The 13,375-nt window shown below is 45.0% G+C and carries 6 protein-coding genes and 2 riboswitches; of the genes, 4 read left to right on the top strand and 2 right to left on the bottom strand.

Going from position 1 to position 13,375, the window contains the following annotated elements; genetic code table 11:
- Positions 1–13: 13 nt before the first annotated feature.
- Positions 14–2,197 carry a TonB-dependent receptor plug domain-containing protein gene (locus AC1XUE_RS16625; RefSeq protein WP_483357113.1) on the bottom strand — a complete coding sequence of 728 codons (2,184 nt, stop codon included), beginning with the start codon at positions 2,195–2,197 and terminating at the stop codon, positions 14–16.
- Positions 2,198–2,234: 37 nt separating this feature from the next.
- Positions 2,235–2,867, bottom strand: a complete 633-nt coding sequence (locus AC1XUE_RS16620) for a hypothetical protein (protein WP_483357112.1) — start codon at positions 2,865–2,867, stop codon at positions 2,235–2,237.
- Between the two features lie 132 nt (positions 2,868–2,999).
- A riboswitch (cobalamin riboswitch) is annotated at positions 3,000–3,271 on the bottom strand.
- Between the two features lie 53 nt (positions 3,272–3,324).
- A riboswitch (cobalamin riboswitch) is annotated at positions 3,325–3,593 on the top strand.
- A 172-nt stretch (positions 3,594–3,765) separates the two neighbouring features.
- Between AC1XUE_RS16620 and AC1XUE_RS16615 the strand changes: the two genes are divergently transcribed.
- The 4 genes from AC1XUE_RS16615 (at position 3,766) to cobN (ending at position 13,374) form a co-directional block, all read left to right on the top strand.
- Positions 3,766–6,171, top strand: coding sequence for a TonB-dependent siderophore receptor (locus tag AC1XUE_RS16615; protein WP_483357111.1), 2,406 nt, complete (start codon positions 3,766–3,768; stop codon positions 6,169–6,171).
- A gap of 72 nt (positions 6,172–6,243) precedes the next feature.
- Positions 6,244–7,746 carry a PepSY domain-containing protein gene (locus tag AC1XUE_RS16610; protein ID WP_483357110.1) on the top strand — a complete coding sequence of 501 codons (1,503 nt, stop codon included), beginning with the start codon at positions 6,244–6,246 and terminating at the stop codon, positions 7,744–7,746.
- Positions 7,747–7,750: 4 nt separating this feature from the next.
- Positions 7,751–9,091, top strand: coding sequence for a cobyrinic acid a,c-diamide synthase CobB (locus AC1XUE_RS16605; RefSeq protein ID WP_483357109.1), 1,341 nt, complete (start codon positions 7,751–7,753; stop codon positions 9,089–9,091).
- A complete protein-coding gene (gene cobN, locus AC1XUE_RS16600) occupies positions 9,088–13,374 on the top strand; it encodes a cobaltochelatase subunit CobN (RefSeq protein WP_483357108.1) in 4,287 nt (1,428 codons plus the stop codon). Before AC1XUE_RS16605 ends, cobN begins: the two co-directional genes overlap by 4 nt.
- Position 13,375: the final 1 nt, after the last annotated feature.

The raw sequence follows: 13,375 nt of genomic DNA, 5'->3' as shown, positions 1-13,375 counted from the left end.
TCCAGTGAATTGATTAGAATTGAATATGATACCTTACTGAAACTGCTCTGCCTGGTAGATTGTATCCTCTTTTCTCATAGTAATTTTCGTCCGTCAGGTTATTGACTTTCAGGGCGATCTGATGGGTGCCGGATATTCTGAACAAGGCTGTGAAATCTGCAACCATATGGGCCGGATATTCGATTTCAGGATTGATCGGATCTGTGTAGTCGATGTCTGTACGCGTACCTACAGACCTACCCGAAAGACGTACTTTCAGCCATTTCATGTTGTCATATTCCACACCGTAGTTGAATGTGTTCCTGGCCACATTCTGGATATCACGCGTAACAGAAGATGCATCGGTTCCCACAATCAGTTCTTTGGCGTTCAGTATAGACGTACCGTTCCAGAATGCTCTGAGCACATATCTGTAGTTGTTTAATACACCGAAATCATAGCTGATTTCCGTTTCCAAACCGCTGATCTCAGCATCAGCTGCATTTACAAAAGTGGCTCTGGAGACGATAACATCCTTATTTGGCAAAGGTTCGTTCACGGTAGTAATGATCTTTGCGATCCGGTTATCTACTTTTGTAGAGAAGTAAGTGGCACTTGCCGAAAGTCCGGATTTGGGTTTGTTCAGACTTAAACCCAAGTCCCAGCTCACGCTACTTTCGTTTTTGAGGTCAGGGTTTCCGGCAGTTACTGCAATACGTCCTCTTGAGTCTCTGATTTCGTTGTATCCGGCCACGCTATATGCATCGGTTGTCACAAAGGCACGACCAATTGCTGCTTTCAGTCTGAGAAACGGGATCAATTCATAAGTGATTCCCAAGCTTGGGCTGGTGAAAGGGTTTGTTCTTTTACCTGACTGATAAGTTGGAAGCAATGCTGTTTCCTTTACGTCAAATGTGATATTGTCATAACGGATACCGGGCTGGACGGTCAATTTTCCGAAGTTCAATAATGCCTGTGCAAAGAATGCGGAGGATATAATCGCATAAGCAGGCTGTGTCGGCGCACGTTCTGTGGTATCATTCGTCCATCGGCGACTGGTGGTCGATGCATTCAGGTAATCATATCCGAAAGTGACTGCGTGCTGTCCAATCTTCCACACGTCTTTTAGCTGGATACCTTTCCATGCATTATGCATTTGCGCGGAGCGGAATGGTATGACAGGTTTGCCGGATACGTTAAGCGTGAAGTTTTTAGTATTTTCCTCAGAACCAAACACTTTAAGTGATGGATTGTGTGTGCCAATTGTTCCGGTCAGCGCTACATCCAGTGCTGACCGATCCATATCTTTTTTACTGGCTTCGGTGCTGCCCGACGATATTTCTCCAGGAGATTCCACATCCTTCGCCTGGAATCGCTCGCCTCTTACATCCACTCTCCATTTATCTGTAATCTGGTAGCCAAGCCGTGCTGATCCTGAGAAATAATGAAGCTGAGTGAATGGTCTGCGTTGTCCGTCGGCTGTAGTCTCGTCCACGGATTCTACGGGTTGTGCTGTGTAATTCTTTTGAGCATCGGAGTATCCAAATGCGTTCCTAAAGAGGTTGTTTTTTCCAATTCTGTAATCTCTGGCTCGTTCGAAATAGGAAAAGGAAGCGTCATAATCCAGTTTGTTTGTCAGATTTCCGCCAGCATTGAAACCAGCCTGCAACGTTTCAAAACTTCCATATTCAAGAAATGCATTGCCTTGTGTAGCTCCTTTTGATCGTTTGGTGATGACGTTGATAACGCCGCCCATAGCTTGTGAACCGTACAGCGAAGATGCAGGGCCTTTCAGCACTTCAATTCTTTCTATACCGTTGAGGCTGATCTGTGATAAATTGGTTGCTCCGGCAGGGCGTCCGTCAATAAGCAATAGCGTACGCTGATTCAATCCTGAAAACTGAGGTCGAAACCCGCGGATACCTATTCCCGACGATAAGTTGGGATATTGAATAACATCCACAGCCGCCGTTTTTCTGACGATATCTGTCAGATCCAGAGACGGTGTCATCTGTATATCCTCCTTGGATATGAGTGTAATTTGCTGAGCAATCCTGTCTTTCTTTGTTTCAAAACGGGTAGCGGTAACTACAACGGGATTAAGGAGATTCTCTGCGGATGAGTCGGGAACGATCTGTTGCGCACTCACAAGAGCGGGTATTGCGATCAGACTGGCAAGTCCGTTAATCAATGCGAATTTGTAAAATTTTATATACATAAATGAATTGGTGATAACGGTAGGATAGATTTGATATTTAACTCTGAAAGGCTTCATAGAGGGTTATGAGGCCAATGATAATAGAAAATGTACCCACAACGTAGTTCACGACTGTCAGGAAGAATTCCTTTCGTTTTGCAAATTTGTTAATGGAGTAAGCAAAGAAATAGCCATAAACCGACATGGAGACAATAATCCCCACACTCTGCAAAACAATAATCCAAACAGCAGTTGTCGCATCGCTGGCTGCAAGTGTAAGTGCAACAGCACAGGCGCCTCCTGTTCCGGCTAATCCATGAAACATACCCACTACAAATGAGCGGCTCCAGGTGGTTTCGGCGAGCGGGGTATGCTCGACAGTTTGTGTTTTAAAGTTTCTTCTGATCGCTACGATACCCAGCCAAATCATCAGTGGACCAACAAGCGTCTCGACCTTATCCGAAATGTCAAGGGATACGGATGATTTGAGAAGTAGTACTAAAATAGCAAACAGGATCAGCGTAAAAGAATGTCCCAAAGCCCAATGGGAAGAGCGCCAGATGAGTTTCCAGCGATGCGATGGACTTTTGGCATCGTCGGTCGCCAATACAGATACGGCAGCCATGTGGTCTGGTTCGAACGAGTGTTGAACGCCTAACAGTAATGAATCTACCAGTAAGAGATTAATCATTTTTGATTTGGATAAAATAACTTGCGTTTTGCAAGATGATTCGTTTATCCGTAAAGCCGGGGGGAAATGCAGGAGAAGACCAGACAAAAAATGCCAGCCTTATGCCACTTGCTTTTCTTCCCGAAAGCAAAACGGAAATATGGTAAACTGGCAGGTCTTCTGGCTCGTTCAGATCTTGGCGCCTTCCCGGGAGGTGGTAATGAATTATAAATGATGAATGAAGAGTTAAACGTATAACTTCTGGAACTCACTCTTAATTCTTCATTCTTAACTTAATTCCTCCCAGTGGCTCTATTCGCCAGGATCTCTTTTTATGAACTTACAGCAGCGGGTACTGCTCCGGATTTTCACCGGATTCCCTATTAATCGCACCAGGGGTGCAAACCAATCAACGCACAAAACTAGTCATTTCACAATTTATAATCCTACCTTTGCGGCCTGAAAAGTTCTTTACAATATTTTTCCAACATAAAAGGGTTTTACTAATCCAGTGAATTAATAGGGAATCGTGTGAAAATCACGAACTGTCGCGCAACTGTAAGTAACACCAAAGTTTGCATCAGAAGATGTACACTGGGACCATGAGGAAATGATGAATGAAAAATTAAGAATGAAGAGTTATTTGAAAAAGATATTCTATCATTCACTCATTTAAAATTGACCTCTCCCGGGAAGTACGATGTAAATGTTACAAGTCAGGAGACCTGCCTTTTTTTGTTGACAATGCTTTCGCGAAATAAAGCTGAGTCTGGTATGGAAATAACCGGTTGCATGGCAACGTGCCTTGTACCGTTGATGCTTATGTCCTGTAAGCAACTTCCACATTCTCTTTAATTCTTCGCGTTAGCAGGTAAAATCTGCAAGGAGCTTTTAACTCATCTATAACAAAGTTAAAAGTATGCAAAACGAAGAAAGCTGCTATCCGCGAACTGGTAGTGGTAAACAAATCTCCCCAACATCAAACGGTAAAAATTTACTGAATTTCACGTTATTTCTGTTTTTTGTGCTGGTAACAGCCGGTGCATTTGCTGACCAGCCAGGAAGTGTATCAGGCTTCGTCAGAACCGAATCCGGAGAACCTCTGACCGGGATTCATGTACGATTGGAAAATACCTCCTTCGCCTCTATTACCGATGAAAAAGGCCGTTTTGAGTTTAGAAATGTACCAGCCGGACGATATACTTTTCTGGCAAGCGGAGTAGGATATGATGCCCGTAAGGAGAACATTGAGGTAAGAAACAACAATGAAACCATTCTGGAATACCAGCTCAACAGCCGGACCAACGAGTTGTCTGAAGTAATGGTGAGTACAGCCAGAGTACAGACATTTTCGTCTGTCAATAAAATGGATGTTCCATTGCGAGACCTTCCCATTACGACCTCATCTGTGGGTGTGAAAACCATCGAACAACGCGGTATTGATGATTTGGGCGAAGCCATGAAAAATACTACTGGTGTACGCGCTAATAATACCTACGGTGGATTTCAGCATTTTACAATACGTGGTTTCTCCAACTTTGTCCTTCTGGTAGATGGAGTGCGTGATGAGCGCCACAATATTTCCACCAGTGCACCCAATACCAATCTTGCCAATGTAGAAAGTATTGAAGTACTGAAAGGACCAGCTTCTGTGCTGTTTGGTCACTCCGCATTGGGTGGTATCATTAACATTGTACGTAAACGGCCTACTGCAGGCTTGAAAGCAGATTTCTCTGCCAGTTACGGAAGTTTTAATACGCGTCGGATCCGGGCAGGGGCTGGCGGTGCTATCAATGATAAATTACGTTATCGCGTCGATTTTGGAATGTCAGATACAGATGGCTATCGTAAGTCGGGATCTAATACAAACAATGGCTATCTGGCCCTGGAATATACGCCCACTGAAAAGGATCTTTTTTATCTCACAGTTGGGGCTAACAAGGATATTTACGACACCGAAACCGGTATTCCTATGCTGGCAGGGAGCAAACTGGCGCCTGGCCTCAATGTGAATACACGCTACAATGATCCTCAGGATTTTCTGAAACATACCCGTTACGATTTCCAGTTGAAGTATGTGCGTCAGATCAATTCAAGACTCAGGCTGTCTAATCAGCTGTCTTACTATGACGATAATATAGACTATTTTTCTACCGAAGAACTGACCTTCAATTCAACCCTTGATTCGATTACGCGCTCATTTCCCTATTACTTCAATCACCTGACCAAGCCATTACAAAATCAGCTTGAACTGACTTACGATTTCAATACCGGACACGTGCAGCACAAACTGCTGGCTGGTTATTCACTGAGTTTACTGGATCGTAAGACCTACAACGCGAATGTGTACGGACCGGGATCGTATGTGACCATTCCGGTGAATAATCCGGTAGAAAATCAGGGGTTCAGAGGTTACAGTACCACCAATTACCGCGCTACAATGGAAAATGTCCATGGTATTTACGTCCAGGATTTTCTGACTATTTCGGAAAAACTGAAAGCGCTGGCCGGTCTGCGTTACGATATTTTTGATGGAAGATACTACACGGATAAAGTCGATGAAAACAGGAATGTAACAGAAAAAGGAGCAGAATCTACAATCTCTAAATCAGCACTTACGTATCGTCTGGGATTGGTATATCAGCCGATTGAAATTTTGTCTGTATATGCTTCTTATTCAACATATTTTAAGCCTTCCCGCCGAGTAGCACCTAATGGAGAAACTTTTGATCCCGAGACAGGTTATCAAGCTGAAATCGGAAGCCGGTTGGAGATATCCAACAGATGGTCGGGAAACCTTTCTCTCTATTACATGCGCAAGGACAACCAGCTTGAAAGCTTGCCAGGTGGCATTTTGAAACGCGTGGGTTCTGCAGAATCAAAAGGATTTGAAGCCGAACTTCATGGCAATCCGATCGCAGGCCTGGACATCACAGCAGGTTATACTTTTGCCAATGCCAAATACCTTCCATTTGCCGACGGTGAAGTGAATAGTGTGGCAGGAAAACAAACTGCTTTTGCTCCTAAAAATCTTGTGAATGTGTGGATCAACTACGAATTCCAGACTTCGGCATTCAAAGGATTGAATTTCGGTGCAGGAGCCAATTATATGGACGAAACTTTTACCAACAGCGCCAATACATATGTGTTGCCTGCTTATACGCTGGCGGATGTGGCCCTGGGCTATCGTTTTGGTAAAGTGGGTCTGCGTCTGAACGTAAATAATGTATTCAACGAGAAGTATTTCGCAAATGCCATTTTTGCCAATCAGTTCTCGCCTGGCCCTACAAGGAATTTTCTGGTGAGTATCAGATACAGTTTATAAGAGATACACAGCATTGGTGAGCGGGAGGTATCTGCTCACCAATTATTTTTTATCCCGTCCTATGGGAATACCATGAAACATCTTATTAAATTTTTTCTGCTTGTTCACCGGTACCTGGGGTTGGCGTTGAGTTTGCTTTTTGTAATCTGGTTTTTGTCGGGGTTTGCGATGATGTATGTCAAATACCCGACCATGCGGCAAAATGAGCGTCTTCAGAATTTGCCTGTGGCTCAGTTTCAGAACGCAAAGTTCAATCTGAAACAGGCCATGGAGCAGGCGGGCGTAACAGATACATTCAGAATCGCCCGATTGGGTATGATGCTTGATCGTCCGGTTTACCGCTTCACAACAACGAAGGGCGAGTATAAAGCCATATTTGCTGATACAGGAGAGCTGTTTGCAGGAACAGATTCTACGCTGGCAATAGCGCTCGCAACGGCATTTGAGAAACAAAAAAGCACACCTTCCAAAATTGAAAAACTGACAGAAATTGACCAGTGGATGGCAGCTGCGCGGTCGATGGGATATGGCGTTCCTGTGTATCGCCTCACGATGGACGATCCTGCCGGAACTTACATTTATGTCTCAACCCAAACCGGTGAGGTGGTACAACGAGTGAATGCCAAACAGCGATTCCTGGCCTGGCTCGGCCCGATTCCGCACTGGATTTACCCGACTATTTTATTGAGAAACCGACCACTCTGGAACGACATCATCATCTGGACATCCACACTGGGTTCGATCATGTGTATTGCCGGAATTGTGATGGGATTTGTACGTTACAAAAGACGGGATTCCAAATCTTTAGCATTCAGTCCCTATAAGAAACGCTGGTTTCGCTGGCATCACTACACCGGATTCGTTTTCGGAATTTTTGTCTTTACCTGGGTTTTCAGTGGCTTACTTTCTATGACGCCCTGGGATTGGGCTCCTTTCACAAGACTTAATCCGGAAGAATCGGACAAGTGGACTGGCGGTATCATGAAGCCTGAATTATTTACCGGATCCATCCCCGACGCGGCAGTAAAGCTCAGCACAGAATTAAAAATCAAAGAATTACACTACACGCAAATTTTTGGTAAACCCTATTGGCTGGCTTATCAGGATGAGTTCAACACCAGGTTACTCGCGGCAGATGATTCACTTGCCAAACCAATAACAGGTTTTCAGCAGGATTTACTACTTGCCGGGATTAAGAATCTGAATACGAAAAATGAGGTTGTTGAAACAATTTTGCTGACGGAGTACGACGATTACTATTATTCCAAAAACAACGAGAAAAGACTACCTGTTTTGAGAGTAAAGCTGGATACGCCAGATGAAACCTGGTATTATGCTGACCTTAAAACCGGACAGATTGTGCTAAAACACGAGCACTTGAGCAGGTTGGAGCGTTGGCTGTATCATGGGTTGCATAGTTTTGATTTCAGTTTCCTGTTATATAGACGTCCTTTGTGGGATGTTACTGTTATTCTCTTCATGATGGGGGGATTATTGGTGAGTGTTACCGGCGTGGTGTTATCCTGGAAATGGCTGAAGAAATGGCAGAAAAGAAATGGTTTTTCAAAAGGTTGATCATATGAAAGCATCATCGCATTTTTTGATTGCAGCGCCGTCGAGTAATTCAGGTAAGACCACACTTACGCTGGGTTTGCTTCGTGCCTTGAAAAATAAGAGAATGCACTTGCAGCCTTTCAAATGTGGTCCTGATTATATTGATCCGATTCACCATACACAGGCAGCAGGAAATGCGAGTGTCAACCTGGATACATTTATGGCTTCGCAAGATCATGTATCAGAGCTGTACTTTAAATATGGGAAAGTTGCTGATGTGTGTGTGACAGAAGGTGTAATGGGGCTTTTTGATGGCGCGGACAGAATGCAAGGAAGTAGTGCAGCCATTGCCGGATTGCTGGATATTCCCGTGATACTGGTAATCAATGCCAAATCGATGGCTTACTCTGCTGCGCCTTTGTTATATGGTTTTAAAAATTTTTATCCGGGAATTCGTGTGGTTGGCGCGATTTTTAATTTTGTGAATTCCGAAAGTCATTATCGGTTTTTACAGGAAGCATGTGAAGATGTGGGGATTGAAGCACTGGGTTATTTGCCTAAAAATGAAAACTTAGCTATTGCCTCGCGCCATCTCGGATTACATATTTCCTCTGAAACGGATTATGAATCGATTATTGCAAACTTGGCGCTTGCAGTGTCTGATACGATTGATATCGACAGACTACTGGAAATTACGCAAAGAAAACAAACGGAAAGTGGAGAATTTACAAGTATTCCTGGCCAGGAAAAACTGAGGATAACTATTGCAAAAGACGAAGCATTTTCATTTACCTATCATCAGAATATTGAAGTGCTTTCCAGTTTTGGAACGATCACCTGGTTTAGCCCGATACATGACTCTGCTTTACCTGACACCGACTTTCTATATCTTCCCGGCGGTTATCCCGAATTGTTTGCGGAAAAATTAAGTGCTAATCAAGCCATGCTGGGCGATATTAAGCGCTATTGTGATGGTGGGGGACTTGCCTATGCTGAATGTGGGGGCATGATGTATCTCGGAAATGAACTTACAGATAAAGAAAATAACACTTTCAAAATGGCCGGCGTGCTCAATTTAGCCACGACGATGTCCGGAGTTAAAATGACTTTGGGATACCGTGTTGCCCGTTGGAACAATTTGGAATTTAGAGGACATGAATTTCACTATTCAGCATTTTCAGAGCAAAATGAAAACGCTGTTGAGATAAAGGTAAGTAGTGCAAAAGGCGTAGAAGTAGCCACGCCTTTTTACAGAAAAAATAACACCTTCGCCACCTACATGCATGTATACTGGGGCGAACAAACCGGATTTATTGAGGAGTTGATACAAGAGTGTTTTGGGAAACCGGAAACTGAGACTTTATGAAAGAGATTAAAAGACAGCGGGTTACACGTTCGGATGGTAAAGCGATTAACCTTGTACAGCGACGCGGACATTTGTCCTATTGCTACAACGCTTGTTGCTGCGGAAGGGTAGATCGGGGCTATGCACCTGTGCCGGTGGACCTTTATAAAAATGAATGGCTGAGACGAAAGCTGCGAAACGTGGTGCATATGACCAAAGGCGGTTGTCTGGGGCCTTGCACGCTCGCGAATGTAGTTACGCTTTTGTTTGACGGACATTCGGTTTGGTTTCATTCCATCAATGCCGACTGGCAGATCGTCGCCATTTTCGATTATATTGAAAGTATGGTAAAGGCGGATCGCTACCTGGTGCCGCCGGCTGATCTGGCTGAATATGTATTTCAATTCTATACCTGGAAAGGTTCAGAAACTTCCACCATTGCTGGTGAAGTTCCAATGCCCACTGAAGGAATTGTGTTCCTGACGCATGCAGATACGGATTTGCTGACGCTAAACAGGGCGATGGAAATATTGCCGGAAGAGTTTCCAAAGACACTGGGAATGAGTTTGCTGGCTATCAAAAGTGAAGCGCAGATGGCGCAGTTACTCGAAAGAGAAATTGCTGAAGCCAAAATCATTGTGGTAAGAATTCATGGCCGGCTAAGCAGTATACCTGGTTTTGGAGAACTCGTCAATAAGGCGAAGCAGCGTCAGCAGCATCTGATTGTGGTGAGTGGTGCAGGCGATCTGAATCCTGAATTTGCCGCAGTGTCCACCGTGTCTCCAGCGGTTTTACATGAAACATTGGCTTATTTACAAGCGGGTGGCCATGTTAATTTCAGCGCTTTGCTACATTATTTATCCGATCATTTTCTGATGACCGGCTTTGGTGCAGAAGCACCAGCCAATTTACCGGAGCACGGAATTTATCACCCTGATCTGCCTGAAAACGCGGATTTGAATGACTGGTTGAAATATGCTGATTCTTCTCGGGCAACTGTCGGCATTACGTTTTACCGTGCCCATTGGCTGAGCGGAAATACAGTTTTTATAGATGCGATGATCCGGGCATTGGAGGACAAAAAGGTAAATGTGTTGCCTGTATTTACTTCGTCACTCAAATCTGTGAATCCTGAAACCGGAGCGCCGTATGCCTTTGAGTTGTTGCAGTCAGAAGGCGTAGAAACCGACGTGCTGATCAATACCATTTCCTTCGCCATTACCGATATTAAGCCTGCGGGTACAGCCAGCCAATCTTCCGAAGCACTTACCGGATTAGACATCCCGATTATTCAGGCCATTACAAGTGGAATGGGAAAAGGCCCGTGGGAAGCTTCGCCACGTGGATTGAATCCGTTGGATACGGCTATGAATGTCGCAATTCCCGAGTTTGACGGGCGCATCATTTCCGTTCCGGTTTCATTTAAGGAGAAAGGTTTAGAAGCGAAGGGATATCAGGCTGTGGAAGACCGTGTGGAACGTGTAGCTGGTTTGGCGATAAGATTTGCCAGATTGAAACATTTACCCAATTCCCAAAAACGGATTGCTTTTATTTTTACGAATTCTAACACCAAAGCATCTCAGGTAGGCAATGCGGTGGGACTGGATGCACCGGAGTCGCTCATGAATATCATGCGCGCCATGCAGGCAGAGGGATACAGAATTGATCAGTTACCGGCAACAGGTACAGCACTCATTCATGAACTCATTGACAGATGCTCCTACGATGAAACTTACCTGACACCAGAGCAATTGCAGAATGCTGCCGGACGTGTTCCTGCGCATTTGTATCAGCAATGGTTTTCCGAATTGCCGGTGATGTTGCAAGAAAAAATAAATAAACAATGGGGCCCCGCACCGGGAGAAACTTATGTACATGATGGGCATATTGCATTGGCCGGACTTAGTTTTGGCAATGCATTTGTGGCACTTCAGCCGCCGCGTGGCTATGGTATGGATCCTGATGCGATTTATCATCAGCCGGATTTGCCTCCGACACATCATTACTACGCCCTCTATCGCTGGCTGCGTGACAGCTGGGAGGCAGATGCTATTGTACATGTAGGGAAACATGGGACATTGGAATGGCTGCCGGGCAAAGGCTTAGGCTTGTCTGAAAATTGCTTTCCTGATGCGATCCTGGGCGATATGCCGCTTTTTTATCCTTTTATCATCAATGATCCCGGAGAAGGTTCGCAGGCTAAACGTCGCGCTCATGCAGTGGTGGTTGATCACCTGACGCCTCCGATGACTTCGGCAGATACGTATGGTGAATTGGCGCAACTTACACAGTTGGTAGATGAATATTACCAGGTAGAAAGTATAGATCCATCGAAACTGCCGCTTTTGCAGAGGCAGATCTGGGAGCTGATTCAGCAGACAAACCTGGATGCTGATTTGTCTGCCATGCTGAGCCGTGATCATGGCGATCACAAACACGATTGGGATGATGAAATGACACCCGAGGGTGTACCGGTGAGTCTGACAGAAATGGATGGAAAAGATGTGGCGCACCTGATTGAAGACATAGATGGTTACCTGTGTGAACTGGGCGCCGCGCAGATCAGAAATGGCTTACATACATTAGGTGAAATGCCTGCCGGTGACGCATTGGTAGATATGCTGCAGTCATTGACCAGGCTCGCCAATGCCTCCATTCCAGGAATGCAGCAGGAAATGGCGGCTGTTTTTGGCTTTAATGCCAGTGAATTGCTGGAAGATCAAGGTAAAAAGTTAAGTGATATCCCGGTTGAATTCAGGGAACTGGCAGGAAGAAATATTGTTTCTGCAGCGGATGCATTGGAAACGATTAGTGAGCTGACCAACCACTTATTCAGTTTGCTCAGATCACGTGATTTTCAACATTCGGCAGTTGATCAGATTCTTTTTGAGACATTCAATATTGTCCCGGATGATGATCGATTGAGCGGTATCCGTAAAATTCTCGAATTCGTTTGTACTGATTTACTGCCAAATCTGGTCAGGACGGATGAAGAAATAACGAATCTGCTTCACGGTTTATCGGGAGGATACGTTCCCGCCGGACCAAGCGGTGCACCCACGCGGGGTATGGCGCATATTCTGCCCACCGGAAGAAACTTTTATGCTGTCGATCCACGCGTATTGCCATCTCAGGCTGCATGGGAAGTGGGTCAGCAACTGGCAAGAGAGGTTTTGGAAAGACATCAAAAGGAAACCGGCCGATATCCGGAGAGTGTCGGAATCAGTATTTGGGGTACCAGTGCAATGCGAACACATGGTGACGATGTAGCCGAGGTGCTCGCTTTACTCGGCGTACGGCCGGTATGGCAGGCAGAAAGTCGGCGCATTGTAGGTGTGGAGGTGATTCCTTTAAGTGAACTAGGTCGGCCAAGAATAGATGTAACGACCCGAATCAGCGGTTTTTTTAGAGATGCATTTCCGCATTTGATTGAATTATTGGATGAAGCTGTACAAATGGTGATTGCGCAGGACGAACCTTTGGAAGAGAATTTTGTAAAAAAACATTTTCTGAAAGATCTCGCAGAGCTGCAAAAGGATACGGAATTATCGGTAGAAGAAGCAGAAGAAAGGGCTGGGTACCGTATTTTTGGTGCTGCACCGGGCACTTATGGAGCCGGAATTTTGCCTCTGATTGATGCACAAAACTGGCAGGATGACACGGATTTTGCACAGGCATATGTAAACTGGGGCGGTTATGCCTATACCAGAAGTGTGCAGGGAGCGGATGCCAGAACGGAGTTTCAGCAACGGCTTTCTGGTGTGGAAATCGCATTGCACAATCAGGATAACAGGGAGCACGACCTATTCGATAGTGATGATTATCTGCAATTCCATGGCGGAATGATCGCTACGATAAGAAGCCTCACCGGCCAGCAACCGAAACATTATTTTGGTGATTCTCAGGATCCCGCGCGGCCCGTTGTGAGAGATTTGAAAGAAGAAACCTTGCGTGTTTTCAGATCTCGGGTAGTGAACCCTAAATGGATTGAGAGTATTAAAAAACATGGTTACAAAGGTGGATTGGAATTGACGGCCACGGTTGATTATATCTTTGGCTACGATGCGACTGCACATGTGGTGGACGACTGGATGTATGAGAAAGTTGCCGAGACTTACGCGTTGGATCCCAACATGCAGCAGTTTTTTGAGGAAAGTAATCCATGGGCGCTCAATGCGATCAGCGAAAGATTGCTGGAAGCCGTGCAAAGAGGTTTATGGGAGGAACCTTCACCGGAAGTGTTGGAAAAATTAAAAGACTTGTATTTGAAAAGTGAAGCTTTGCTTGAAGTAAGAAGCGAATAGA

This window comes from Dyadobacter sp. HNCC25DJ187 (assembly GCF_056895255.1).
This window is presented reverse-complemented; position numbering and strand designations above follow the sequence as displayed.

Excerpts from the sequence above, each read along its gene's own strand:
- cobN (WP_483357108.1), top strand. The coding sequence starts at position 9,088 with ATGAAAGAGATTAAAAGACAGCGGGTTACACGTTCGGATGGTAAAGCG.
- AC1XUE_RS16605 (WP_483357109.1), top strand. The coding sequence starts at position 7,751 with ATGAAAGCATCATCGCATTTTTTGATTGCAGCGCCGTCGAGTAATTCA.
- AC1XUE_RS16620 (WP_483357112.1), bottom strand. The coding sequence starts at position 2,867 with ATGATTAATCTCTTACTGGTAGATTCATTACTGTTAGGCGTTCAACAC.
- AC1XUE_RS16610 (WP_483357110.1), top strand. The coding sequence starts at position 6,244 with ATGAAACATCTTATTAAATTTTTTCTGCTTGTTCACCGGTACCTGGGG.
- AC1XUE_RS16625 (WP_483357113.1), bottom strand. The coding sequence starts at position 2,197 with ATGTATATAAAATTTTACAAATTCGCATTGATTAACGGACTTGCCAGT.
- AC1XUE_RS16615 (WP_483357111.1), top strand. The coding sequence starts at position 3,766 with ATGCAAAACGAAGAAAGCTGCTATCCGCGAACTGGTAGTGGTAAACAA.